Origin of the sequence: Sphingopyxis sp. Geo25, from assembly GCF_949769135.1 — a bacterium.
Taxonomy (GTDB): domain Bacteria; phylum Pseudomonadota; class Alphaproteobacteria; order Sphingomonadales; family Sphingomonadaceae; genus Sphingopyxis.
On the sequence record NZ_CATKOZ010000001.1, the window covers coordinates 1,164,328 to 1,189,924 of the forward strand.

Genomic DNA, 25,597 nt, shown 5'->3' on the forward strand with positions numbered 1-25,597 from the left:
GTCAAGCGATGCAACTCACGATCGGTAAATTGGCGGCTGCGGGCGGCGTCGGGGTCGAAACGATCCGCTATTATCAGCGGCGCGGGCTGATGGGCACGCCCGCGCGCAGCGGCGGCGACGGCTGGGGTGGCGGCATCAGGCGCTACGATGCGGACGATGTGCGCCGCCTTAAGTTCATCCGCTCGGCGCAGACCTCGGGCTTCACGCTCGACGAGATTTCCGAACTGCTCGAGCTCGATCAGAGCGACGATCGGCCGCGCGTGCGTGCGCTGGCGCGCCAGCGGATCGAGGTGCTCGATGAGAAGATTTCGCAGATGACCGAAACTCGGGCTGCTCTCGCGCGCCTCGCTGATCAGTGCGCGAAGAGCGACAAGGGGCCGTGCCCGATTCTGGCCGCGTTCGACCCGGCCTAGCTATGCAGGAAGTGCATCACGTCGCCGTCGTGGACGACATAGGCCTTGCCCTCGGCGCGTAGCTTGCCGGCTTCGCGCGCCTTCGCCTCGCCGCCGAGCGTGACATAATCGTCATAGGCGATCGTCTCGGCGCGGATGAAGCCCTTCTGGAAATCGCTGTGGATCTCGCCCGCGGCTTCGGGCGCGGTCGCGCCGGTGCGGACGGTCCACGCGCGCGCTTCCTGCGGGCCGACGGTGAAGAAGGTGATGAGGTGGAGCAGCTCGTAGCCGGCCCGGATGACGCGCGCGAGGCCGGTTTCGTGCAGGCCCATCTCTTCGAGGAATTCGAGCCGGTCGGCCATGTCCATCGTCACCAGCTCGCTCTCGATCGCCGCCGAGACGACAACGGCCTGCGCGCCCTCGGCCGCGGCCTTGGCGAAGACCTTTTCCGAAAAGGCGTTGCCCTTCGCCGCGCTGCCTTCGTCGACGTTGCAGACGTATAGGACGGGCTTCGAGGTCAGCAGCTGTGCGGTCCGCAGTACACGGGCTTCCTCGTCATCCTTGGGTTCCACGAGGCGTGCGGGCTTGCCGTCACGCAAAAGGTCGAGCGCCTGGCCGAGGACCGACGCGGCGATCTTCGCCTCCTTGTCGCCCTGTGCGGCCTTCTTGGCAAAGGCGGGAACGCGCTTTTCGAGGCTTTCGAGGTCGGCGAGCAGCAGCTCGGTCTCGACCGTCTCGGCGTCGGCGACGGGATCGACGCGGTTTTCGACATGCTGGATGTCGTCATCTTCGAAACAGCGCAGGACATGGACGATCGCATCGACCTCGCGGATATTGCCAAGGAACTGGTTGCCCAGCCCTTCGCCCTTCGACGCGCCGCGCACCAGCCCGGCGATGTCGACGAAGGCGAGCTGCGTCGCGATGATCTTCTTGCTGCTCGCGATCGCCGCCAGCTTTTCAAGCCGCCCGTCGGGCACCGCGACATTGCCGATGTTCGGCTCGATCGTGCAGAAGGGATAATTTGCCGCCTGCGCCGCCGCGGTTTCGGTCAGCGCGTTGAACAGGGTGGACTTGCCGACGTTGGGCAGGCCGACGATCCCGCATTTGAAACCCATAAAAACTCCGTGAGGTTTGGCGCGCTGCTGGATGGAACGCCATGTCTTGCCCGCGCCCCTAGCGCCAAGTCGCGTCCGATGCCAGCCATATGGCGCGCCAGACCGGCTGGAGGGCGATGCACGTGGCCCGGCGACGATGGAGTTCGCGGTGCAATGGCGCGTGGGTGCGCCGAACCGAACGAGGGACTGGACGAAAGATGCAGGAAATTCAGACGCGGTGCGCTACGTCCCGGTTATGCGAAACCGATTCCTGATCGCGGGTCTCGCTGCGATGGCGGTGTCTGCCGCCGCCTCCGCCGCGCCCTCGGGCTTCGAGGCGGCGGTGTTCAAGGATCTCAACCATTTCCGCGAGGATCCCGCGGCCTATGCCGATGACCTGACCGGCTATCGCGATCGCTTCGACGGCAAGCTGCTGATCGCCGAAGAGGGCGAGGACATCGACATCATGACGAACGAGGGCGTCGCCGCGGTCAATGAGGCGATCCGTGCGTTGCGATCGGAGGCGCCGCGACCGTCCTTCGTTTGGAGCGACCTGCTCCAGCGGGCTGCCGCCGACCATGTCGCGGTGCAATCGCGGTCGGGTGCCGTCGGTCATTATTCGAACAACAGCGATCCCGGCGTCAGGATGCGCGCGCGCGGCGGCGGACCCTACGTCAGCGAGGTCATCACCTATGGCCATCAGACGCCGCCGGGGGTTATCCACCAGCTACTGATCGACGACGGCGTTCCGGGGCGCGGCCACCGCTTCAGTCTGCTGCGCAGCGACCTGCGCTATGCCGGGGTCGCCTGCGGGTCGCACCCGCACTATCGCCTGATGTGCGTGATCCTGATGTCGCCGACGCGCGACGGCACCGCACCCCCGCCGCCGCAGCGATCGGCTCCATAGCGAGCTTGCCAGCTGTATTGCTATGGCATAACAGTGATCTCGCTGAAAACAGGAGAGATCATGATCCGACGTGCGAAAATGGCCTTGGCGTTGCCGTTGTTCATGACCTCGGCCGCCGGGGCGACACCCGTCGCAGACCGGCGTGTTGCCGACGAAACCGCCGTCGCGAACACTGCGAAACAGGCAATGACCGCGACCGGCGCGCGCGGCCTCGCCATCGCGGTGATCGACAGGGGCAAGGTCGTTTCGGTGCAGACGTTCGGTGATCGCAATGCGAAGGGCGACCCGCTGACGCCGCATACGATCATGTACGGCGCGTCGCTGACGAAGGCCGTCTTCGCTTACACGGTGCTAAGGCTGGTCGACGAGGGCAAGGTTGATCTCGACAAACCGATCGCGGCAATGCTCGCCAAACCACTCCCCGAATATGGCAATCTCGACGCTTATGGCAATTGGGGTGACCTCGCCGGCGACGATCGTTGGCGGACGGTGACGCCGCGTAATGTCCTCAACCACAGCACGGGTTTCGCAAACTTCTCCTTTCTTGAACCCGACGAGAAGCTACGTTTCCATTTCGATCCCGGCAGCCGCTACGGCTATTCGGGCGAGGGCATCATGCTGCTCCAGTTCGGGCTCGATAAGGGGTTGGGACTCGACACTGGGCAACAGGTTCAGCGGCTGGTCTTCGATCCACTCAATATGCCGAACACCAGTCTGGTATGGCGCTCCGATTTTACGGCCAACTATGCCGACGGCTGGACGCTCGACGGCAGCGTCGCGGCGCATGACGAGCGCCGTCGTGTTCGCATGGCCGGATCGATGGATACGACGATCACTGATCTCGCGAATTTTGCGGTCGCCTTGGTGGCGGGCAAGGGGCTTTCGAAAATGGCGTGGCGCGAACTGGTTCGCCCCGGCCAGCCAATCCGTTCGTCCGCGCAATTCCCGACCTTGGCGGGCGACGTACCCGAGGCGAAGCAGCACAGGGGGCTGGCTGCGAGCGTCGGGCTGATCACCTACACAGGTCCGCAGGGGCTCGCCTTCTTTCGCGGTGGGCACAATGATTCGACCGGCAATGCGCTCGTCTGCCTCGTAAATCAGGAGCGTTGCGTCCTCATCATGTCAAACGATGTTCGCGCCGAGGCCGCTTTCCCGCTGATCGTTCGTGACATTCTGGGTGACACCGGTACGCCATGGCGCTGGATTTTCGGCGACATGAAATTCGTCTGAGGCGGCCGCCCGCTCCCGCGATCAAGGGAAGCGGACGGCCCGCCATCAGTTACCGACCGGCTGATTGTCGGTGCGGCGCACGACGATCGTCGACGAGCGCGGTTGCTCGCCGGCGACCGGCCAGTTTCCGGTCGGGTGCTGGATGTTGACGAAGAAGGTCGTCAGATCCGGCGTATAGGCGATGCCCGTGATCTCGCAGCCGACCGGGCCGACGAGGAAGCGTTTGGACTGCTTCGTGGTCTGATCGACGTAGAACATCGCGTTGTGGCCGAACGCCTGATCGATCGTGCGGCCCGACACGCCCGAGTTGCCCGGCACGCTATGATCGGTCTGCACCCACAGGCGGCCCTGCGGGTCGATGCGGAGGCCGTCGGGACTGGAGAAGGTGTCGCCGTTGATGTTGCCGACAAGGTTGGCGCCGCCCGACGACAGCGAGGGATCGCCGGCGAGGAGGAAAATCTCCCAGCTGAACTTGGTCGCCAGCGGCGAGTCGCCTTCCTCGCGAAACTTCAGAATGTGCCCGTGCAGGTTGGTCACGCGCGGGTTCATCGGATCGGTGACGCGGCGGCCGCTGTTATTGGTAAGCGTCACGAACACCGACTTGTTGTCGGGTGCGACGGTCAGCCACTCGGGGCGGTCCATCACGGTGCCGCCGGCGACGCGCGCCGCCGACTGGGTGTTGATCAGCACGTCGGCCTGGTTGTTGAAGTTGACCGTCGTCGGGGTCGGCGGCGTCGTGCTTTGGCTGACGTTGCCCGGATCCTGCGCGCCCGCGGTCAGGCCGTTCTGGCCGGCGACCAGTGCGCGCCATTCGCCGCTGCCATCGGCATTGAAGCGCGCGACGTAGAGCGTGCCATAGTCGAGCAGGTCGGCGTTCGCCGAACGGATCGTGCTGTACGCGCGGTCGGGGACGAATTTGTAGATGCAGCCCGGCGTCGAATCGTCACCCATATAGAAAGCGACGCGGCGGTCGCTGTTCTGCATGAAGGCGACATTCTCGTGGCTGAAACGGCCCATCGCGGTGCGTTTGGTCGGCGGCGACAGCTCGCGCAGCGGGTCGATTTCGACCACCCAGCCATAGTTGGTCGCTGGCTGCGTCGGGTCGAGGTAATTGTCGGTCGTCTCTTCGCACGTCAGATAGGTGTCCCACGGCGTGCGGCCGCTCGAGCAATTGTTGAGCATGCCCTTGATCGTACCCGACAGCAGGCCCGCGGCGGGGCCACCGGCGCGGTAGCTGCTGTTGCCGGTATAGCGCTTGTTGTAGGTCGATCCCGCGCGCACCGCCCATTTGCCGTCGCTGCCCTTGGCGATTTCGACCACCGCGATGCCGACTGCCGACAGCGCCAGCGCTTTCTGGTCGGCGGTCGCGGTCGCCGCGTTGTAGCTTCCGGCCATCAGGATGTTGAAGTCGGGATATTCGAAATTGAGCGCGAGGAGCCCGCCAAGGTTCGGATCGGTGCCGGGCAGGCGGAAATATTCCATCCCGTCGTGATTGCCGCCGGCCCATTTCTCGGCGACCGCGGGGGTCGGGAAGCTGCCCGTATAAGCCGCGCCGGCCTCGACCGAATCGCCGGCTTTCAGCAGCACGTCGACCGTATAGCCGGCGGGCACCGTCACGCCATCGTTCTGGTTCGCTGCGACCGACGCGAAATTGATCGCATAGCTGGCGGTCGGGGTGGGGGTCGGCGTCGGGGTCGGCGTCGGGGTCGGGTTCACCGTGACGGGCGGCGTGCTGCTATCGTCGCCGCAGGCGGCAAGCGCGGCGACGGGCAGCACCGACAGGCCGAACAGCCCGTTGCGAAGCAGCGAACGGCGCGACGGATTTTCGGCGACGATTGCTTCCAGGCTGTTCGGTCCGTGAAGGTCGTCGGTGTCGCGGCGATAAGGCGCGCGCGCTTCGTCGGTGAGATGTGACATGCAGTCCCCTTTTTCGGTTGAGCCCCGGGACCCGGCGTCCCGGCCTTTTCCAGGTAGCTCCCGATTGCAGAGGGAGGTGTCAGGGGTGTTGCGTCACCGTGTCGCGAAGAAAGGATTTATATTACAAGGTTCTGACAACGGCTCAGTCGAGCACGGCGCGAACCAGCGGACCCGCCGCGCTGCCGCCGAGCCAGGCGAGCTGGACATCGGCCGAAACCTTGTTGATCGCCTCCTGCGGCTTGTTGCCGGGATGGACCGCGCGGCGCAGCGGCCGGGTGCCTGCGGGTAGCGCCATGATCTCTGCGATCGCGCGCGGGACATCCATCGGGTCGGCGCTGCGGCCGCTGCCGTCCTCGGTGCCCATGCCGCGCGTGAAGGGCTCATAGGCCCCAAGCAGCGCCGGGTCGCTCCGGTCGCGCAGCGCGCCGGTGTAGATATTGCGGTTTTGCCAGACGCGCGTCGGATAACCGCCGGGCTGGATGATCGTGACCTCGATTCCGTGCGGCACGAGTTCATAGGCAAGCTGTTCCGACAACGCCTCGACCGCGAATTTCGTCGCCGAATAATGGCCGCCACCGGGCACGATCACGCGGCCGAGCTGCGAGCTGATGTTGAAAATCTGGCCGGACCGGGCGGCGCGCATCTGCGGTAGCAGGGCCGTAAGCATCCGCTGGATTCCGAAGACATTCGTCTCGAAAATCAGCCGCGTCGCCTCCATATCCTGCACCTCGACCGGCCCGGTGATGCCGATACCGGCATTGTTCACCAGCGTGTCGATGCGGCCGCCCGCCAGATCGAGCGCCTTCGCCGTGCCGCTTTTCACCGACGCGTCACGGGTGACGTCGATCTCGACGATATGAAGGTTGAGCCCGTCCTTCGCGGCTTCGGCTGCGAGGCTTGCCGCCTCGGGCCGGGGGATGTTGCGCATTGTCGCAACCACCTTCGCGCCGAGCCGGGCATAATGGAGTGCGCCAAGGCGGCCGAAACCGCTCGAGGCACCCGTGACCAGCACGGTGCGACCTTTCAGCGACGGCGCGGCGGCGGGCGTTTCGGCGTGGAGGAGGACAGGCGCCGCAGCGGTCAGCGCGGCGGCTCCGGCGATCAGTTCGCGGCGGCTCGGGATATGGCGATCGGACATGGGGGGGGCTCCTTTCGGAACCATCATGCCTCAAAGCATGGAAAGCGCCATATCGCCTGTGTCAGCCGTTCAGGCGCAGCGCAAGGTCGCTCTGGAAGCGCACGTCGTCGCCGTCCGCGAGCCATGCCGCCTCGGCCGAAATCGCGCCGAGCAGATCGGTCAGCGGCTCGACTTCGCTCTTGTGATAATTGCCGAGGACATGGCCGGTGACGCGGTCCTTGTGTCCCGGATGACCGATGCCGATGCGCACGCGGCGGAAATCGTCGCCGATATGCTGGATCAGGCTGCGGATGCCGTTGTGGCCCGCCGCGCCGCCGCCCTGCTTTACCTTCACCTTCATCGGCGCGAGGTCGAGTTCGTCGTAGAAGACGGTGACGTCCTGCGGCGTCAGCTTGTAGAAATCCATCGCGGCGCGCACGCTGCGCCCGCTTTCGTTCATGAAGGTGCCCGGTTTGAGGAGCAGGATGCGGTGCCGTCCGATGCGGCCGTCTTGGAACCAGCCCCGGAATTTCTTTGCCGGGGCCGGAAAGCCATGCATGTCGGCGATGACGTCGACGGCCATGAAGCCGACATTGTGACGATGCATCGCATATTGGGGCCCGGGATTGCCGAGGCCGACCCAGAGCTGCATGGCGCTGACTTTCTGGGGAAAGAAGAAGCGCCCCTCCCATCGGGAAGGGCGCTTCCAAAAAGGGCTTAAGCTTCAGTCGTCGCTTCGCCGTCGTCCTTCGTCGTGTCGCCGTCGCTCGACTTGAGCGCCGACGGGGCGACGATGGTCGCGATGGTGAAATCGCGGTCGGTGATCGCGCTTTCGACGCCCTTGGGCAGGGTGACGTTGCTGATGTGGATCGAATCGCCGACGTCGAAGCCGGTAACGTCGATCGAGATTTCGTCGGGGATCTTGTCCGCCTCGCAGACCAGTTCCAGCTCGTGACGGACGATGTTCAGGACACCGCCGCGCTTCAGGCCGGGCGAGGCTTCCTCGTTCGCGAACACGACCGGCACTTCGACATGGACCTTGGCGTCCTTCGAGATGCGCAGGAAGTCGGCGTGGATCGGACGATCCTTGACCGGGTGGAACGAAACGTCCTTGGGCAGGGTGCGAATGGTCTTGCCGCCAACTTCGATCATCACGACCGAGTTCATGAAGTGACCCGTCATCAGCTGCTTCATCAGCAGCTTTTCTTCGACGTGGATCATCAGGGGTTCTTCCTTGCCGCCATAGACGACGGCGGGGACACGACCGTTGCGACGCAGGTCACGCGAGGCTCCCTTGCCTCCGCGTTCGCGCGTCTCGGCCGTCAGCGTCAGCTGATCGCTCATAGTTTTTCTCCGAGTACGGTTACACAGTTCCGCCACGCCTCCAGGGATGACCATGACGGAAGCGCGGGCGCATAGCGGGGAAGCGGCGGAAATGCAAGCGCCGCGGCCGCTATTGCACGCGGCTGACCTTATAGCCCTCAGCTTCGAGCATTGCGGGAACGCTGTCGCTTCCGACCAGATGCCCCGCGCCCACCGCCATCAGCACGGTGCCCGGCCGCTCCATCCGCCTTTGGACCCAAGCGCTCCAGCGCCGGTTGCGGTCGGTGAGGATCGCCTTGCGCGCGGCAGGCACGCTGTCGACGTCCTCGTTGACGATCTTTGCCAGCGCATCGGCGTCGCCGCGCGACCAGTCGGCCGCCATCGCCTTGACATCGCGGACGGCGTCGCCCGCATGTTCCGCCGCGCGGACGAGCATCGCACGCTGCGCGGCGGGATCGAGCGTTTCGAACAGCATCAGCTGGCTCTCGGCGCTTTCGAGGCCCGATATCGGTTTGCCTGCCTTGTCAAACGCCGCCGTCAGGCCGGCCTCGACGCCGTCGGATGGCGAGAGCGCGGCCTCGTCGGCGACGCGCTGCCCCATCAGGACGAGGATGGCCCAGTCGTCGAGCGCGTCGCCGCCGAAGTCGCTTCCGGCTTCGAGCCTGCGGTAAGCTGCGAGCGCGGTGGGAGGCAGCCGCGCATCCATCGCGAGCGGCTTTTCGCGCGGTGCCAGTTGGCGGAAAACCCGCCCCGCCTCGGCAAGTTGCCGCGGCGAGAGTTCGAGCACCAGCTCGTCCGCCGCCGCGACAGCCGTTGCGACCTTGCCGCCGTCCCAGTCGGTCCCGGCGGGCAGCGCGTGCATCGTGCCCAGCATATAGATATGCGTGTCGTCGTCCTCGACGAGCCACATCGCCGGGCGCGCCTCGACAGCCGGCTGGCTGCCGCACGCTGCGAGCAGCAACGGGAAAAGGGCCGCCGCGATGCGGCGACCCCCGTGCCGGAAGGGGAGGGCCCCGGCCCGCATCACTGGATGCGCTGCGCCTTGAGCCCGCGCTCCGCCAGATAGTCCTGCACGCTCTTCTCGCCCGCGAGATGACCCGCGCCGACCGCGACGAACACGGTGCCCGGCTTGTCCATCCGCGTCTTGATCTGGTCGGCCCAACGCGCATTGCGATCGAACAGCAGCGTCTTGGCGAGTTCGGGCGTCGCCTCCATGCTCTCGTTCATCGTCACGGCCAGTCCGTCGGGGTCGCCCTTGCCCCAGAGCAGGACCATCTTGTCGAGTTGCGGCCCCAGCTTGTCGATGTCCTTGACGACCGACTTCAGGAAACTGACCTGCTCGACCTCGGGCAGCGTATCGAAGAAGCCGAGCTGTTCGGTGAGCGTCTCGAACCCCGAAATCGGCTTGGCCCCCGCCTTGGCCTTTGCCGTGAGCTGCTTTTCGACGCCCTGATTGGGATCGTAGCCGTGCTTGGTCAGCGGCAGCACCGACAGCGTGACCCCCGCGAACCAGGGTTCGAAGGCGTCGAAGGCATTGGCGGGCAGGCCGAGCCCGGTGAGCGTCGCCTGATAGGCCGCGAGCGTTTCGGGATCGAGCTTCTGCGGCAGCGGCTTGCCGCTCTGGTCCATCGCCATCGGAAGGGTCGCCTTGGCAACCTCGGCCTGATCGTCGGGCAGGACGAGTTCGAGCACCAGTTCGTCGGATTTGTCGAACGCCTTTTGCACCGCACCGTCGAACCAGCTGAGGCCTGGCTTCAGGACGTGGACGGTGCCGAACAGATAGACGGTGGTGTCGGCATCCTTCACCGCCCACAGGGCGGGCTTGATCTTGACGGTCGTTTCGGCAGCGGCGGGCTCCTTGGCCAGCGCGATGCTTGGGGGCTGCGCGGCATAGAAGGCGACGGGCAGGATCGCACAGGTCGCGGCAAGCGTCTTGAACCAGGTCTTCATCGAAAAACACCTTTCTTGATGGGCCTTATGGCCGGTGAAGTTGGGGAAGGGGAGAGGCGAGTTCAGCGAAATTTGAACCAGAGATAGGCCAGCGCATTGGCGGTGAGCGACAGGGCGAAGAGCGGCATGGCCTCGACCGGCGGCGCGAGATCGGCCCGCGCCAGCACCCACCAGACGGGGCAGGGGAAAATGAAGGCATAAAATCCAGCCAGGCCGCCTCGACGGTACGCCAGCATTTCATGGTCGTCGACATTGCGGTGATAGATTATCAGCGAGACCATCAGTCCGACGGTCCACAGCAGCGACAGGAGGATCGCTACCGCGGGGCTGATGGCGTCGTCGTTGAAAAGTCCGCCAGTGCCCGTCGACTGCAGCAGGATCGCGGTCACAAAGCCGAGCGCCCCGGCCAGGAGCAGGCTGATCCAGTACAGGCGCTTGCGCGGCGACCAGCTGCGCAGCCAATCGGCGTGACGCCGGAAATAATAGGCGATCGCCGCAGCCCCGATCGCGAGCGCGAACAATGGGCCGATCCATGTCGCGAGCGGCTTGCCGCCTGCCTCGACGGTCGATTCATTATATCCCGCGAAAGCTCCGGCGAGCATCGCGGTGCCGATGCCGATGGCGATCGGGATTCCCATGCCCGGGGCTCCGCCCTGCTTGCGATCATTCGCCATTTTCCGCTCCCTTGAAACCGTCATCGAAAATCTCCTCGATCGGCATCTCGAACAACCGTGCGAGCTTGAAGGCGAGCGGCAGCGACGGGTCGTATTTTCCCGTTTCGATCGCGTTCACCGCCTGCCGCGAAACGTCGAGCCGGTCGGCCAGTTCGGCCTGGCTCCAGTTCCGCATCGCCCGAAGCACCTTGAGCCGGTTCTCCATGCATCACCTTTAGTCATCCAAGCATGACATTGTGTCAGCTGTTATTGACTAAATGACATGATTCGCTGACCATGTCAACAACACCTTACATTTTGCAATGCGATAGTGACATTGCCCATATCATGGGCGCGCCGTCCCTTGACCGTGCGCCCCTGCTGCGCCAAGGGCGACGACGATTGTTGCACCTGCGAAAGACGGAAAAAAGGTGACCGAAGGGGCGGAAAAGAAAGTCCTGAGCTTCCAGGACATGATCCTGACGCTGCATGCGTATTGGAGCGCGCGCGGCTGCGCGATCCTGCAGCCCTATGACATGCGCGTGGGGGCAGGGACGTTTCACCCCGCGACGACGCTGCGCAGCCTCGGTCCCGAGCCGTGGAACGTCGCCTATGTCCAGCCGAGCCGCCGACCGACCGATGGCCGCTATGGCGAGAACCCCAACCGCCTTCAGCATTATTACCAGTATCAGGTGATCCTGAAGCCATCGCCCGCCGACCTGCAGGACCAATATCTGGGCAGCCTTGCCGCGATCGGCATCGACCCGCTGCTCCACGACATCCGCTTCGTCGAGGACGACTGGGAATCGCCGACGCTCGGCGCATGGGGGCTGGGCTGGGAAGTCTGGTGCGACGGGATGGAGGTTACCCAGTTCACCTATTTCCAGCAGATGGGCGGCTTCGACTGCAAGCCCGTCGCGGGCGAACTGACCTACGGCCTCGAACGCCTCGCGATGTACATCCAGAATGTCGACAATGTGTACGACCTGAAGTTTTCGGACGCAGTCGGCGATGTCGCGGCAGTCAGCTACGGCGACGTGTTCCTCGAAAACGAACGGCAATTCTCGAAATGGAATTTCGAGGTTGCCGACACCGATACGCTGTTCGCGGGTTTCAAGGCCGCCGAGGACGAGTGCAAGCGCGCGATCGACGCGGGCGTGCCGCTCGCGGCCTACGATCAGGCGATCGAGGCGAGCCATCTGTTCAACCTCTTGCAGGCGCGCGGCGTGATCAGCGTGCAGGAACGCGCCAACTATATGGCCCGCGTGCGCGACCTCGCAAAAGGCAGCTGCAAGGCGTGGATCGACAGCCAGTCCGAACGCTGGACCCAAAACTATCCGGGGTGGACGCTGTGAACGACTTTCTTCTCGAACTGCGCAGCGAGGAAATTCCGGCGCGGATGCAGGCCGGCGCGCGCGCCGAGCTTGAAAAACTGTTCCGCGCGCAATTGAGCGCCGCGGGCCTCGCAACGGGCGAGCTGACCGTCTGGTCGACGCCGCGGCGTCTGGCGCTAATCGCGCGCGACTTGCCCGAGGCGACCGCTGCGGTCAGCGAAGAACTCAAGGGGCCGCGCAGCAGCGCGCCGCCACAGGCACTCGAAGGCTTCCTTCGCAAGACCGGCCTTCGCCAAGACCAGCTCGAGGATCGCGACGGCGTCTGGTTCGCCGTGATCGACAAGCCCGGCCGCGCGACCGCCGAGGTGCTGGCCGAGGCGATCCCCGCGATCGTCCGCGGCTTTGCGTGGCCCAAGTCGATGCGCTGGGGCAAGGAAAGCGCGAGCAGCGAAAGCCTGCGCTGGGTGCGCCCGCTGTCGGGCATCGTCGCGATCTTCGGCGAGGAACTGGTGCCGTGCGAAATCGGCGGCATCGCCAGCGGCTTCGCGACGCGCGGCCATCGCTTCCACTGCCCGGGCGAGATCACGATCGGCTCGGCGGCCGACTATGCCGAAAAGCTGCGTGCGTGCCACGTCATCGTCGATCATGAGGAACGGCAGGCGATCATCCGCGACGGCGCCGCCAAGGCGGCGGCCGATGCCGGGCTGAACCTCGTCGAGGACGAGGGGCTGGTGATCGAGAATGCCGGGCTGACCGAATGGCCGGTGCCTTTGCTCGGCCGCTTCGACGAAGCGTTCCTCGAAGTGCCGCCCGAGGTCATCCAGCTCACCGCGCGGGTGAACCAGAAATATTTCGTCGTAAACGGGGCGGACGGCAAGCTCGCCAACGGCTTCGTCTGCACCGCGAACATCGATGCGAAGGACGGTGGGGCCGAGATCGTCGCGGGCAACCGCAAGGTGCTGGCGGCGCGGCTTTCGGACGCGCGCTTCTTCTGGGAGCAGGACCAGAAGAAGACCCTCGCGCAGCACGCCGAAAAGCTCGCGAACATCACCTTCCACGAAAAGCTCGGCACCGTCGCCGACAAGGTCGAGCGCGTCGCGAAGCTGGCGCGCTGGTTGGTGGAAGAAGGCATCGTCACGGACCGTTCCCCGGCGAAAGCCGGGGCCCATGGCGACGGTGCAACTGGACCCCGGCTTTCGCCGGGGAGCACGGAGTTGGCCGATCAGGCCGAACTCGCCGCGCGGCTGGCAAAGGCCGACCTCGTCACCGAAATGGTCGGCGAATTCCCCGAATTGCAGGGCTTGATGGGCGGCTATTACGCCCGCGCCGAAGGCCTGCCCGATGCCGTCGCCGACGCGATCCGCGACCATTACAAGCCGGTCGGGCAGGGCGATGATGTGCCGACCGCGCCGGTGACGGTGGCCGTGGCGCTGGCTGATAGGATTGACACGCTAGTCGGTTTTTATTCGAACCGGTTGCGGCCCACCGGCTCAAAAGACCCGTTCGCACTACGTCGCGCGGCAATTTCCGCGATTCATATTATCATTTCGTCTGGAGTTCGGGCGAGCCTTGCTCGACTGTTTAGTTTGAGCTTCGATACCCATTACGCTCAATACGCCGAAGTTCTTTCTGCATATCAGACTGTTTTCGAAGGCGAAAAAGTAAAATTCGAGCCAGCTTGCGCTGATGGACGTCATGCCGATACATTCTTCATTTCAACGTTGATTTCGTCCGATGACGATGCGGAGAAGTACGCCGAGCGAACATTGCGATCGGGCATAGAAGTTGAGGAGCAGCTCCTCGAATTCTTCGCCGACCGCCTCAAGGTCCAGCAGCGCGAGGCCGGCGTCCGTCACGACCTGATCGACGCGGTGTTCGCGCTCGGCGGCGAGGACGATCTCGTTCGCCTGCTCGCCCGCGTGAAGGCGCTGCAGGCGTTCATGGCGACCGAGGACGGCGCCAACCTGCTCGCGGGCTACAAGCGCGCGGCGAATATCCTGAAGCAGGCGGATATCTCCGTCGCCCCCGCGCAGGCGGGGGCCGCTGGGGATCGTGCGCCTAACACGACGGCCCCCGCCTTCGCGGGGGCGACGGATGTGGATCGGGCATTGCTCGCCGCGCTGGACACCGCCGAACCCGCCGCTTCCGCCGCCGTCGCCGAAGAACGCTTCACCGACGCGATGGCGGCGCTCGCCTCGCTCCGCGCGCCGATCGACGCTTTCTTCGACGGCGTGATGGTCAACGATCCGGACGAAGCGGTCCGCGCCTATCGCCTCGGCCTGCTGTCGCGCTTTACCGGCGCGGTGCATGGCGTCGCGGATTTCTCGAAGATCGAGGGCTGACGGCGGGCTATGCGCCGCAGCTTATAACGAACGAAGTAAAACTGAATCGACGAAGTGCGATTGCATACCTACCCAGCCGCAACCTCCTCCCCGGGGCAGCAGGAGCAAGACATGACGAAGTTGGTGCATTTGTTCGGCGGCGACGCGACGACGCGCGAGCGGTCGAAGGAATTGCTGGGCGGCAAGGGGTCGAACCTCGCCGAAATGGCCTCGATCGGCCTGCCGGTGCCCCCGGGCTTTACGATCACCACCGACGTCTGCACCCAATATTATGCCAATGGCGAACAATTCCCGGCGGGTCTCGCCGCGGAAGTCGCCTCGGGCATCGCGCATATCGAGGGGATCACGGGCAAGAGGTTCGGCGACGCCGCCGATCCTCTGCTCGTCTCGGTGCGCTCGGGCGCGCGCGTGTCGATGCCGGGGATGATGGACACCGTCCTCAATCTCGGGCTCAACGACCGCACCGTCGTCGGCCTGTCGCAAGCGTCGGGCGATCCGCGCTTCGCATGGGACAGCTATCGCCGCTTCGTCCAGATGTACGCCGACGTCGTCATGGGCCTCGACCATGCCGAGTTCGAGGAAGCGCTGGAAATCGCCAAGGAAGACCGCGGCTTCTATCTCGACACCGAAATGGCGGCCGAGGACTGGCAGGCGCTGGTCAAGGACTATCAGGCGATCGTCGAGCGCGAGACCGGCGCGCCGTTCCCGCAGGAACCCAGCGACCAGCTGTGGGGCGCCGTCGGCGCCGTGTTCGCGAGCTGGGAAAGCGACCGCGCGAAAGTCTATCGCCGCCTGAACTCGATCCCCGGCGAATGGGGGACCGCGGTCAATGTGCAGGCGATGGTGTTCGGCAATATGGGCGACACTTCGGCGACCGGCGTTGCCTTCACCCGTGACCCCGCGACCGGCGAGCGCGCCTGGTACGGCGAATGGCTGATCAATGCCCAAGGCGAAGATGTCGTCGCCGGCATCCGCACGCCGCAATATCTGACCCTCGCCGCGCGCGAAAAGGCTGGCGCCAAACCGCTGTCGATGGAAGAGGCGATGCCCGAGACCTTCGCCGAGCTCGGCCGCGTCTTCGACACGCTCGAAACCCATTATCGCGACATGCAAGACATCGAGTTCACCGTCGAACGCGGGACGCTGTGGATGCTCCAGACGCGTTCGGGCAAGCGCACCGCGAAGGCCGCGCTTCGCATCGCGGTCGACATGGCGGCCGAGGGGCTGATCTCGGAAGAGGAGGCCGTCGGTCGCGTCGATCCCGGCGCGCTCGACCAGCTGCTCCACCCGACGCTCGACCCCAAGGCTCCGCGCGACGTGCTGACCAAGGGTCTCCCCGCGAGCCCCGGCGCCGCGTCGGGCAAGATCATGTTCGACGCCGACAGCGCGGAGAAAGCCGCGGCGATGGGCGAGGCCGTTATCCTCGTTCGGGTCGAAACCTCGCCCGAGGACATTCATGGGATGCACGCCGCGAAGGGCATATTGACCGCACGCGGCGGGATGACCAGCCACGCGGCGGTCGTTGCGCGCGGCATGGGACGCCCCTGCGTCTCGGGCGCGGGCGGACTTTCGATCGACGGCAACGCACGCGTGCTTCGCGTCGCGGGCCGAGAACTGCGCGAAGGCGATATCCTGACCCTCGACGGCTCGACCGGCGAAGTGATGGCGGGCGAGGTGCCGACGCTTTTGCCCGAACTGGTCGGCGATTTCGGTACTTTGATGGGATGGGCCGACAAGGTGCGCCGCATGAAGGTGCGCACCAACGCCGAAACGCCGCAGGATGCCCAGGTTGCGCGTGATTTCGGCGCCGAGGGCATCGGGCTTTGCCGCACCGAGCATATGTTCTTCGACGCCGCGCGCATCACCGCGGTGCGTGAGATGATCCTCGCCGACAGCGAGGATGGCCGCCGCGCCGCGCTCGCCAAGCTGCTTCCCGAACAGCGCGGCGACTTTGCCGCGATCTTCCGCGTCATGGCGGGACTGCCGGTCACCATCCGCCTGCTCGATCCGCCGCTGCATGAATTCCTGCCGACGCGCGAAGAGGATTTCGCCGACGTTGCCGAGGCCGCGGGCGTCGGGATCGAGGCGCTGAAGGCGCGCGCGAACGAGCTGCACGAATTCAACCCGATGCTCGGCCATCGCGGCTGCCGCCTCGGCGTGACTTATCCCGAAATCTACGAGATGCAGGCGCGCGCGATCTTCGAGGCGGCGTGCGACGTCGCCGCCGAAACCGGCGCCGCGCCGATCCCCGAGGTGATGATACCCTTGGTGGCGACGCGCCGCGAGTTCGACCTGATGAAGGCGGTGGTCGACTTGGCTGCGAAGGCGGTTTTCGACGAGAAGGGCCGCGAGATCGCCTATCTGGTCGGCACGATGATCGAGCTGCCGCGCGCCGCGCTGATGGCGGGCGAGATTGCCGAAACGGCCGAATTTTTCTCGTTCGGAACCAACGATCTCACCCAGACGACGATCGGCATCAGCCGTGACGATGCAGGGCGCTTCCTGACGCAATATGTCGACAAGGGCATCTTCGTCACCGACCCGTTCGTCAGCCTCGACGTCGAGGGCGTCGGCCAGCTGATCGAACTCGCCGCCGAACGCGGCCGCGCGACGCGCAACGGCATCAAGCTCGGCATCTGCGGTGAGCATGGCGGCGACGCGCCGAGCATCCATTTCTGTGAGAAAACCGGCCTCGATTATGTCAGCGCCTCGCCGTACCGTGTGCCGATCGCACGGCTGGCGGCAGCCCAGGCGGCGCTGAAGAGGGGGTAGGGCGCGATGAAGAGCTGGCACCGCTACGCGATCGCCTTGGTGGGCGGATTGGCGGTGGGGCTCGGCGCGGCGTGGGCACTCACCAGTGGCGGGCTCGGCGACGGCGGTATTCACAACGGGCCGTGGACGACCTCGCTCGGCTACGGTACCAAGGCGACCGATCCGCTGACGCGTGCGATGGTCGCGCGCGGCGGACTGCTTGCGCTTCCGGCAAAGGAAACCGTCTATTGGCTCGCGAAGGCCGATGCCAGTGGTGCGCCGCTCGACGGCAATTGCCGCTACAGCCTTTCGGGCAAGCCGCCCGACGCCCGCTGGTGGAGCGTCACCGTCTATGACGACAAGGGCTATCTGGTCGATAATCCGGCGCGTCTCTGGTCCGTCAATGGTGCCAATGTGGCGCTCGATGCGAAGGGCGATTGGCGCGTGACCATTTCGCCCGACAAGTCCCGGGATTCGGCATGGCTGCCGGGGATCAAGGGACAAAGGTTCCAGTTGACCTTGCGCATGTACAATCCCGGCAAGGCGTTCCGCGACGATCCGGCCAAGGCGACGCTGCCCCGCCTCGTGAAGGAGGGCTGCTGAGATGCGGAGCTGGTTCGGCCCGATCCTGTTCGGCCTGATCGTCGCCGCGGCAACCGCATGGGCGGCGATCCTCTACATCCCCTATGGCTTGATGTCGGTGGCGATCGACCGGTTGGGGCAGGGCGGGATTAATCAAATGTCCTATGGCAATCTCGCGACGCCCGAGCGCCAGCCGGTCGTGCGGCCCAGCCCCGATCTCGCCTATTCCAGCTGCCCCTACGACCTGTCGAAGGGGCCGTTGCAGATTGACGTGACCCCGGTGGCGGGGCGCTACAGTTCACTCAGCGTCTTTGACGCCGCGACCGATGTCATCTTCGTGCGCAACGATATCGAGGCGGGTGGCAGGCCTTATCGAATCATCGTCGCTCGCGCGGGGCAAAAGGTGCCTCGAGGAGCCGAAATCGTTCGCACCAATCATGACAAGGGCATTGCGCTGATCCGCCTCTTGCTGAAAGATCCTTTGGAAATCGGAGGCCTCGACGCAATCCGCCGGCAATCGTCCTGCAGGGTGGTCACAAATCCGAAATAGGGGGTTGCGCGCTTCCGCGACTGCTCCTAAAGGCTCCCCTCCACGCACCCGTAGCTCAGCTGGATAGAGCATCAGACTACGAATCTGAGGGTCGGACGTTCGAATCGTTCCGGGTGCGCCATTTTCCCGAACATCGCCCGCGTTGCCGCCGTTCGCCGGACGCTGCGCATAGCTATGCCCTGTTGCTTCGGCCCCGCCTATGCGACATTCGGGCCGTCGAACCGGCCCCCGCACGCCGGCAAGGGAGAGTCATGAGCGAACAGATCGTCACGGTCGATATCGGCGGCACGCACGCGCGATTTGCGATCGCCGAAGTGGCGGATGGCCGCGTCGTCGCGTTGGGCGCGGAAACGACGCTCCATACGAAGGATCATGCGAGCTTCCAGACGGCTTGGCAGGATTTCGAACGCCGGCAGGGCGGAACGCTGCCGCGCGCGGTCGCGATTGCGATCGCCGGCCCGACGCGCGGCGAGATCATCCGTTTTACCAACAATCCCTGGATCATCCGTCCGGCGCTGATCGGCGAGAAGCTGAACGTCGATCGCCATGTGCTGGTCAATGACTTCGAGGCGGTGGGCCATGCGGTCGCGCAGGCCGGGCCCGAATATTTCGCCCATCTGACGGGCCCCGACGCGCCGTTGCCGGATGACGGCACGATCAGCATTATCGGCCCCGGCACGGGGCTCGGTGTCGCCCACATCTGGCGTGGGAACGGCAGTTACCGGGTGCAGGCGACCGAGGGTGGGCATCTGGATTTCGCGCCGCTCGACAGCATCGAGGATGCGATCCTCGCGCGTCTGCGCAAGCGGCATCGCCGTGTGTCGACCGAGCGTATCGTGTCCGGCCCGGGCATTGTCGATATCTACGAAACGCTCGCGAGCCTGGAAGGGCGAGCGATCACACCGCTCGACGATCGCGAAATCTGGTCGCGCGGCATGGCTGGCGAAGACAGCCTCGCTGCGGCGGCGATCGACCGTTTCTGCCTGTCGCTCGGCAGCGTCGCGGGCGACCTCGCGCTGGCTCAGGGGGCGAGCGGGGTCGTGGTAGCAGGCGGGCTCGGTCTCCGCATACGCGACCAGCTTCTCCGTTCGGGCTTTCCCGAACGCTTCGTCGCCAAGGGACGGTTCGAGAATTTCATGGCGGCGATCCCGGTCAAGCTGATCACGCATCCGCAGCCGGGCCTGTTCGGTGCGGCAGCGGCGTTCGCGCGCCAGTATGCGTGAAATTTCGCTGGCGCACGGCGGCTAAAATCGGCAGCAAGGGGCATGTCCTCGCGCCCCGTCCTCGGCATCATTGCCTGCAACCGCACGGTCGGGACCGAGATCGCGCAGGCGGTGATGAACCGCTATGCGATCGCAGCGATGCGCCACGCCGATTGCGCCGCGCTGATCATTCCGTCGCTGCCCGAATATATGCGCGCGGACGAGATTGTCGGGCGGCTCGACGGGGTTCTGCTGACCGGTACGCCCTCGAACGTCGAACCGGCGCGCTATGGCGACGAACGCGAGGGGGAGGGGCCGTTCGATCCCGAACGCGACCGGATGATGCTCGACCTCGTCGACGCGGTGATTGCGGCGCAGCGGCCACTTTTCGGCATCTGCCGCGGCTTCCAGGAGATCAATGTCGCGCTCGGCGGGACGCTGCGGCGCGACACTTCGGCGAGCGAGGCGCTGCTCGCGCATCATGCGCCTGACGGGGCGGCGTTCGATGCGATGTTCGACCATCATCACAAGGTCGATCTGGTTGCGGGCGGCTTGCTCGCCGCCGCCTATGACACGCCGTCGCTCGACGTCAATTCGGTCCACTATCAGGGTATCGGCGAGCTCGCCGACGGCCTGACGGTCGAGGCGCGTGCGCCCGACGGGCTGGTCGAGGCCTATAGTGCGCGGCCGAACGGCGTGCCCTTACTCGCGGTGCAGTGGCACCCCGAATGGTCGACCGATGGAAACGCCCAGAGCCAGACCTATTTCCACCTTCTCGGACGCGCGCTAAGGGGCGAATTATGAACTGCCGCGTCACCCGATACGATCGCTATCTCGCGCGGATCAGCTTTTCGCCCTGATTTTCCGGAAGCCGGTTTCTTTCCGTTTCCCGACAATCAGGAGTTTTGACATGCCCCGCAATCACGACATCGCCGAACTGCGCCGCCTCGACGTCGCGCACCATCTCCCCGCACAGGCCGACTGGGCCGAAATCGAACGGCTGGGCGGCAGCCGGATCATCACCCATGCCGAGGGATGTTATATTACCGACGGCGACGGCCACCGCATTCTCGACGGCATGGCGGGCCTGTGGTGCGTCAACGTCGGCTATGGCCGCGAGGAGCTGGTCGAGGCGGCGGCGGCGCAAATGCGCGAGTTGCCCTTCTACAACACCTTCTTCAAGACCGCGACGCCGCCGACGGTGACGCTGGCGGCAAAGATCGCCAGCCTGACGCAGAACCGCCTGCCGCATGTCTTCTTCAACGCCTCGGGCAGCGAAGCGAACGACACCGTGTTTCGCATGGTGCGCCACTATTGGAAGCTCAAGGGCGAGCCCAAGCGCACCGTCTTCATTAGCCGCTGGAACGCTTATCATGGCTCGACCGTCGCGGGCGTCTCGCTCGGCGGCATGAAGGCGATGCATGCGCAGGGCGACCTGCCGATTCCCGGGGTCGCGCATGTTCGCCAACCCTATGCTTTCAATGAAGGCCAAGGGATGACCGAGGAAGAGTTCTGCGACGCCTGCGTGCAGGCGATCGAGGACAAGATCCTCGAGGTCGGCCCCGAAAATTGCGCCGCCTTCATCGGCGAGCCGGTGCAGGGCGCGGGCGGCGTGATCATCCCGCCCAAGGGCTATTGGCCGAAGGTCGAAGCCGTGGTGCGCAAATATGGCCTGTTGCTCGTCGCCGACGAAGTCATCTGCGGCTTCGGCCGCACGGGCAAGATGTGGGGGCATGAAACGATGGGTTTCTCGCCCGACCTGATGCCGATGGCAAAGGGGCTGTCGTCGGGTTACCTGCCGATCTCGGCGACCGCGGTCGCGAGCCATGTCGTCGATGTCCTTAAGACCGGCGGCGATTTCGTTCACGGCTTCACCTACTCGGGCCACCCGGTCGCAGCGGCGGTCGCGCTCAAGAATATCGAGATCATCGAGCGCGAAGGCCTCGTCGAACGCACGGGCAGCGTCACGGGGCCGCATCTGGCGAAGGCGCTCGCGACGCTGAACGACCACCCGCTTGTCGGCGAGACGCGCTCGGTCGGCCTGCTCGGCGCGGTCGAGATCGTTGCGGACAAGGAAACCCGTGGGCGCTTTGGTGGCGCGGAAGGGACGGCGGGACCGATGGCGCGCGACGCGTGCATCGCCAATGGCCTGATGGTGCGCGGCATCCGCGACAGCCTGGTCATGTGCCCGCCGCTGATCATCACCACCGAACAGATCGACGAGATGGTTGCCATCATCCGCAAATCACTCGATGAGGTGATGCTGAAGCTCCGCGCGCTTTAACAAAGGAAGAAATCTCTCCTATGCCTTCCGGCCTATTTGCCCTGCTCGACGACGTCGCCACCATCGCAAAGGTGGCGGCCGCGAGCATCGACGACGTTGGCGCCGCGGCGTCGAAGGCGGGGGTCAAGGCGGCGGGGGTCGTGGTCGACGATACCGCGGTGACGCCGCGTTATGTCACCGGTTTCACCCCCGACCGTGAACTGCCGATCATCTGGCGGATCACGAAAGGGTCGATCTTCAACAAGCTGGTGCTGATCCTGCCGGCGCTGTTGCTGCTGTCGACTTTCGTGCCGTGGGCGATCACGCCGCTGCTGATGATCGGCGGCGCCTATCTCTGCTTCGAGGGTGCCGAGAAGGTGCTCCACTCGTTGCAGGAGGACAAGACGAGCCTGGCCGAAGACGCCGAGATCGTCGCCGACAAGGATCATGAGGAGACGATGGTGAAGGGCGCGGTGCGCACCGATTTCATCCTCTCGGCCGAGATCATGGTGATCGCCTTGAACGAAGTGCTCGACGAGCATCTGGCGATGCGTGCCGCGACCTTGGCGTTGGTCGCGGTGGCGATCACCGTCGCGGTCTATGGCGTCGTCGGGCTGATCGTCAAGATGGACGACATCGGGCTGCACATGGCGAAGGAAGGCAACAAGGCGCGCCGCGCGATCGGGCGTGGTCTTGTCGACTTCATGCCGAGGCTGCTGTCGGCTCTGGCACTTGTCGGGACCGCTGCGATGCTGTGGGTCGGCGGGCAGATCGTCCTGCACGGGCTCGACGAATATCATATCGGCGGGATCGGCCATTGGCTGCACGATGCGGCGCATGCGATCGGCGGCGGTCTCCCGCTCGCGGGGCTGTGGGAGTGGCTGATCAACGCCGGCGGCGCGGGCGTGTTCGGGTTGTTGCTCGGCGGGCTGATCGTCGGCGGGCTGCACTTCATTCCAGGCAAGAAGGCGGCTCATTAATCTCGTCATCCCGGACTTGATCCGGGATCCACAGCAGCGCCGAAGTCATGGAACCCGGATCAAGTCCGGGATGACGAAGATTGGGAGGGGGCGGGAGGTCTAACCCAGCAGCACCACCGGGCTATCGGCCCGCCAGTGCATCGAGACCTTGTCGTCCCAGGTGAAATCCTCCTGATCATGGCGCGACAGGTTGGGCCGCGAGACACGCAGGCGCGCGCCCGATTCGAGCAATATGTCGTACAGGGTGATGTCGCCGAGATAGGACATGCCCTTGATGCAGCCGCGCGCGAAATTATGCTCGTCGGGGGCGTCTTCCGCAGCAGCGCGAACGGCTTTGCCTTCGCCGGGGACGTGAAGATAGATTTTCTCGGGGCGCAGCGCGACCCACACATCGGCGCCGTGCGGACCGGTGACGCCGTGGTTGAGGTAAACCTTGCCGAGCCCCGGGCAATCGACCGCTGCGCGGTCGGGCTCGTCCAATGTCAGCTTGCCCTCGAAGATGTTCACCGACCCGACGAAATCGGCGACGAAGCGGTTCGCGGGATATTCGTAAAGATCGGACGGTCCCGCAAGCTGCGACACCTCGCCCTTGTTGATCACTGCGATCCGGCTCGCCATCGACAGCGCCTCGTCCTGATCGTGCGTTACCGTGACGAAGGTGATGCCGACCTGGTCCTGCAGCTCCGCGAGCTCGAACTGCATCTGCGCGCGCAGCTTGGCGTCGAGCGCCGACAGCGGCTCGTCGAGCAGCAAGACTTTGGGCCGCATGATCAGACTGCGCGCGAGCGCGACGCGCTGGCGCTGGCCGCCCGACATCTGGTCGGGCATGCGATCCTCGAACCCGCCGAGTTTGACGAGGTCGAGCGCCTCGGCGACGCGGTCCCTGACCTCGCCGCCCTTCACGCCCGCAATCTTCAGGCCATAGGCGACATTATCCGAAACGCTCATGTGCGGAAACACGGCATAGCTCTGGAACACCATGTTTACCGGCCGCTTGTTCGGCGGGATGCCCGCCATGTCCTGCCCGTCGATCAGGATGGTGCCTTCGGTCGGCAGCTCGAACCCGGCGATCATGCGCAGCAGGGTCGTCTTGCCGCAGCCCGAGGGGCCGAGCAGGACGAAGAATTCGCCGGCCAGGATATCGAGACTGACATTATCGACCGCGGCGACCCGGCCGAAGCGCTTGGTGACATTCTGGATCTGGATGATCGGCTTTTTCGGCGCGTCGGTCATGGTCAGTGGGTTTCCGCGATGGCCTTTACGCCCTGAAGCTTCAGGGCGACGGCGGTCAGAACGATGGTGAGAAGAATGAGCAGGGTCGAGGCTGCGTTGACCTCGGGCGTTACCGAAAAGCGCACCATCGAATAAACCTTCACCGGGAAGGTGATCGTGTCGGGCCCGCTGGTGAAATAGGTGATGACGAAATCGTCGAGGCTCAGGGTGAAGGACAGCAGCGCCCCCGCGACGAGTGCCGGCTTCATGTGCGGGATCAGCACATCGCGGAACACCGCCCATTCGCCGGCACCGAGGTCTTTCGCTGCTTCTTCCTGCTCGCGGTTGAAGCTCGCGAGGCGCGAGCGCACGACCATCGTCACGAAGGGGAAGCAGAAGGTGATGTGCGCGATCGTGATCGCGCCGAGATTGAACGGCCAGATGAGGTCGGTCGGCCATTCGAGCCACTTCGCGAAGAAGATCAGGAAGGCGACCCCCATGCAGATTTCGGGAACGATGATCGGCAGCGAGATCGTTCCGTCGACCGCGCCTTTCAGCGGGAAGCGAAATCGCCAGAGCATGACCGCGGCCACCGCGCCCAGGATCAGGCTGGCGATCGTCGCGAGCGCTGCGATCGTCAGCGAATTGACCAGCGCCTCGACCAGCACGTCGTTGCCGAGTGCCTTCTCGTAATATTTGGTCGTGAAGCCGCGCCACACGACGTTGCGCTTGCTGTCGTTGAAGCTGAAGATCATCAGCACGATCAGCGGGGCATAGAGGAACAGCATCACCAGCCCGACCCAGGTGCGCATCCACAGGGTGCGGCTATATTCGAGCGGCGCGCGCGGCGTGCGGGCGAACAGGGCCATCAGCGAACCTCCGGCACTTTCCTGCGCATCGCCTGCAGCGCAATCAGGATGAACATGGCGTAGATGAGGATGAAGGAGAGCGCGGCGCCGAAGGGCCAGTCATTCGCCTTCTTGAACTGGCGCTCGATGACGTTGGCGATCATCTGGCTGTCGGTCCCGCCCATCAGGTCGGGGGTGAGGTAGGCGCCGAGCGCGGGGATCAGCGTGATCATGACGCCGGCGACGATCCCGGGCGCGGCGAGCGGCACGACGATGCGCATGATCGTGCGGAAATGTCCGGCGCCGAGGTCGAGGCTCGCCTCGATCAGGCTACGGTCCAGCCGGTCGAGCGCCGCGTAAAGCGGCAGGACCATGAAGGGCAGGTGGACATAGACGAGCCCGAAGACGACGGCGAAATTGTTGAAGAGAAGCTGCACCGGCTCCCACGTCGGCAGCGGCTGCAACCCGACGAGCGTCCTGAACCAGCTCGCGCCGCCCCAGAGCGTCTCGAGCCCCTTGTTCGCGAAGCCCTGGCTGCCGAGCAGCATCATCAACGCATAGGTGCGGATCAGCAAATTGGTCCAGAAGGGCAGCATGATGCCGAGGAGCAGCCACGGCCGCCATTTCTCGCTGGCGAAGGTGATCGCCATCGCGACCGGAAAGCCGATGATCAGGCAGATCAGCGTGACCAGTGCCGCGACCGCGAAGCTCTTCCCGAAGATGCTGAGATAGAGGAACTCGGTCGCGCGCTTGTAATTTTCGAGCGTTCCCGAAAATTCGATTTCGGTCAGTCCCTTGTTCTCGCCGAAGCTGTAGAACCAGACAATCGCCATCGGGACGACGAAGAAGATCAATGTCCAGAGCAGCGTCGGCAGAGAAACCGCCGCGAAGACCCGCTTGTTCGCTTTCCAGTCCTGCTCCGCCATCCCCCATGCCCCCCTTTCAGGATG

24 protein-coding genes and 1 tRNA gene are annotated in these 25,597 nt (G+C 64.9%); 13 read left to right on the forward strand and 12 right to left on the reverse strand.

Features of this window, described 5'->3' with window-relative positions:
- Positions 1-8: 8 nt before the first annotated feature.
- Complete coding sequence (locus tag QOL68_RS05765; RefSeq protein ID WP_058456611.1) at positions 9-413, forward strand: MerR family transcriptional regulator; 405 nt, start codon at positions 9-11, stop codon at positions 411-413.
- Here the strand turns inward: QOL68_RS05765 and ychF are convergent.
- On the reverse strand, positions 410-1,507 hold the full coding sequence (gene ychF / locus QOL68_RS05770; protein ID WP_282947726.1) for a redox-regulated ATPase YchF: 1,098 nt from the start codon (positions 1,505-1,507) through the stop codon (positions 410-412). The two genes, QOL68_RS05765 and ychF, sit on opposite strands and share 4 nt — an antisense overlap.
- A 235-nt stretch (positions 1,508-1,742) precedes the next feature.
- On the opposite strand from ychF, the gene QOL68_RS05775 reads away from it, so the two are divergent.
- Both QOL68_RS05775 and QOL68_RS05780 read left to right on the forward strand, forming a co-directional pair.
- Entirely contained in the window at positions 1,743-2,393 is a 651-nt protein-coding gene (locus tag QOL68_RS05775; protein ID WP_282947728.1) for a CAP domain-containing protein, read from the forward strand.
- Between the two features lie 60 nt (positions 2,394-2,453).
- Positions 2,454-3,623 (forward strand): serine hydrolase domain-containing protein, encoded by a 1,170-nt coding sequence (locus QOL68_RS05780; protein ID WP_282947730.1) that lies wholly within the window; start codon positions 2,454-2,456, stop codon positions 3,621-3,623.
- Between the two features lie 45 nt (positions 3,624-3,668).
- On the opposite strand, the gene QOL68_RS05785 is transcribed toward QOL68_RS05780, so the two are convergent.
- From QOL68_RS05785 to QOL68_RS05820, 8 genes are all read right to left on the reverse strand, one after another.
- Complete coding sequence (locus QOL68_RS05785) at positions 3,669-5,540, reverse strand: PhoX family protein (RefSeq protein WP_282947732.1); 1,872 nt, start codon at positions 5,538-5,540, stop codon at positions 3,669-3,671.
- Between the two features lie 142 nt (positions 5,541-5,682).
- Positions 5,683-6,678: an SDR family oxidoreductase gene (locus QOL68_RS05790; protein WP_282947734.1), complete on the reverse strand. Its 996-nt coding sequence runs from the start codon at positions 6,676-6,678 to the stop codon at positions 5,683-5,685.
- Between the two features lie 61 nt (positions 6,679-6,739).
- A complete protein-coding gene (pth, locus tag QOL68_RS05795; RefSeq protein ID WP_282947736.1) occupies positions 6,740-7,309 on the reverse strand; it encodes an aminoacyl-tRNA hydrolase in 570 nt (189 codons plus the stop codon).
- Between the two features lie 65 nt (positions 7,310-7,374).
- Entirely contained in the window at positions 7,375-8,001 is a 627-nt protein-coding gene (locus QOL68_RS05800) for a 50S ribosomal protein L25/general stress protein Ctc (RefSeq protein ID WP_282947738.1), read from the reverse strand.
- A 109-nt stretch (positions 8,002-8,110) separates the two neighbouring features.
- Positions 8,111-9,004 carry a TraB/GumN family protein gene (locus tag QOL68_RS05805; protein ID WP_282947740.1) on the reverse strand — a complete coding sequence of 298 codons (894 nt, stop codon included), beginning with the start codon at positions 9,002-9,004 and terminating at the stop codon, positions 8,111-8,113.
- Complete coding sequence (locus QOL68_RS05810) at positions 9,004-9,930, reverse strand: TraB/GumN family protein (RefSeq protein ID WP_282947742.1); 927 nt, start codon at positions 9,928-9,930, stop codon at positions 9,004-9,006. Before QOL68_RS05810 ends, QOL68_RS05805 begins: the two co-directional genes overlap by 1 nt.
- A gap of 62 nt (positions 9,931-9,992) precedes the next feature.
- Positions 9,993-10,604, reverse strand: a complete 612-nt coding sequence (locus tag QOL68_RS05815; protein WP_282947744.1) for a hypothetical protein — start codon at positions 10,602-10,604, stop codon at positions 9,993-9,995.
- On the reverse strand, positions 10,594-10,809 hold the full coding sequence (locus QOL68_RS05820; RefSeq protein ID WP_058456620.1) for a helix-turn-helix transcriptional regulator: 216 nt from the start codon (positions 10,807-10,809) through the stop codon (positions 10,594-10,596). The genes QOL68_RS05815 and QOL68_RS05820 overlap by 11 nt, the downstream gene beginning before the upstream one ends.
- Positions 10,810-11,056: 247 nt before the next feature.
- On the opposite strand from QOL68_RS05820, the gene QOL68_RS05825 reads away from it, so the two are divergent.
- The 10 genes from QOL68_RS05825 to QOL68_RS05870 all read left to right on the forward strand — a co-directional run bounded on the left by QOL68_RS05825 (position 11,057) and on the right by QOL68_RS05870 (position 22,587).
- Complete coding sequence (locus QOL68_RS05825) at positions 11,057-11,938, forward strand: glycine--tRNA ligase subunit alpha (protein ID WP_058456661.1); 882 nt, start codon at positions 11,057-11,059, stop codon at positions 11,936-11,938.
- Entirely contained in the window at positions 11,935-14,259 is a 2,325-nt protein-coding gene (gene glyS, locus QOL68_RS05830) for a glycine--tRNA ligase subunit beta (protein ID WP_282947748.1), read from the forward strand. Before QOL68_RS05825 ends, glyS begins: the two co-directional genes overlap by 4 nt.
- A gap of 111 nt (positions 14,260-14,370) precedes the next feature.
- Positions 14,371-17,031, forward strand: coding sequence for a pyruvate, phosphate dikinase (gene ppdK / locus QOL68_RS05835; protein ID WP_282947750.1), 2,661 nt, complete (start codon positions 14,371-14,373; stop codon positions 17,029-17,031).
- A gap of 6 nt (positions 17,032-17,037) precedes the next feature.
- The gene (locus QOL68_RS05840) at positions 17,038-17,613 is read left to right on the forward strand and encodes a DUF1214 domain-containing protein (RefSeq protein ID WP_282947752.1); all 576 of its coding nucleotides are present in this window, start codon (positions 17,038-17,040) and stop codon (positions 17,611-17,613) included.
- A gap of 1 nt (position 17,614) precedes the next feature.
- Positions 17,615-18,142, forward strand: coding sequence for a DUF1254 domain-containing protein (locus QOL68_RS05845; RefSeq protein ID WP_282947754.1), 528 nt, complete (start codon positions 17,615-17,617; stop codon positions 18,140-18,142).
- A gap of 44 nt (positions 18,143-18,186) precedes the next feature.
- Positions 18,187-18,263 (forward strand) — tRNA-Arg (locus QOL68_RS05850).
- A gap of 130 nt (positions 18,264-18,393) precedes the next feature.
- On the forward strand, positions 18,394-19,365 hold the full coding sequence (glk, locus tag QOL68_RS05855; RefSeq protein ID WP_282947756.1) for a glucokinase: 972 nt from the start codon (positions 18,394-18,396) through the stop codon (positions 19,363-19,365).
- A gap of 42 nt (positions 19,366-19,407) precedes the next feature.
- On the forward strand, positions 19,408-20,148 hold the full coding sequence (locus tag QOL68_RS05860) for a gamma-glutamyl-gamma-aminobutyrate hydrolase family protein (RefSeq protein WP_282947758.1): 741 nt from the start codon (positions 19,408-19,410) through the stop codon (positions 20,146-20,148).
- Between the two features lie 106 nt (positions 20,149-20,254).
- Entirely contained in the window at positions 20,255-21,628 is a 1,374-nt protein-coding gene (locus QOL68_RS05865; RefSeq protein WP_282947760.1) for an aspartate aminotransferase family protein, read from the forward strand.
- A gap of 20 nt (positions 21,629-21,648) precedes the next feature.
- The gene (locus QOL68_RS05870; protein ID WP_282947761.1) at positions 21,649-22,587 is read left to right on the forward strand and encodes a DUF808 domain-containing protein; all 939 of its coding nucleotides are present in this window, start codon (positions 21,649-21,651) and stop codon (positions 22,585-22,587) included.
- Between the two features lie 99 nt (positions 22,588-22,686).
- Here the strand turns inward: QOL68_RS05870 and QOL68_RS05875 are convergent, their stop codons facing one another.
- Genes QOL68_RS05875 through QOL68_RS05885 form a run of 3 tightly spaced genes read right to left on the reverse strand, consistent with a single transcriptional unit; the run spans position 22,687 to position 25,573 of the window.
- Positions 22,687-23,820 carry an ABC transporter ATP-binding protein gene (locus QOL68_RS05875; RefSeq protein ID WP_282947763.1) on the reverse strand — a complete coding sequence of 378 codons (1,134 nt, stop codon included), beginning with the start codon at positions 23,818-23,820 and terminating at the stop codon, positions 22,687-22,689.
- Positions 23,821-23,822: 2 nt separating this feature from the next.
- Positions 23,823-24,668, reverse strand: coding sequence for an ABC transporter permease (locus tag QOL68_RS05880; protein ID WP_282947765.1), 846 nt, complete (start codon positions 24,666-24,668; stop codon positions 23,823-23,825).
- On the reverse strand, positions 24,668-25,573 hold the full coding sequence (locus tag QOL68_RS05885; protein WP_204993021.1) for an ABC transporter permease: 906 nt from the start codon (positions 25,571-25,573) through the stop codon (positions 24,668-24,670). Before QOL68_RS05885 ends, QOL68_RS05880 begins: the two co-directional genes overlap by 1 nt.
- Positions 25,574-25,597: the final 24 nt, after the last annotated feature.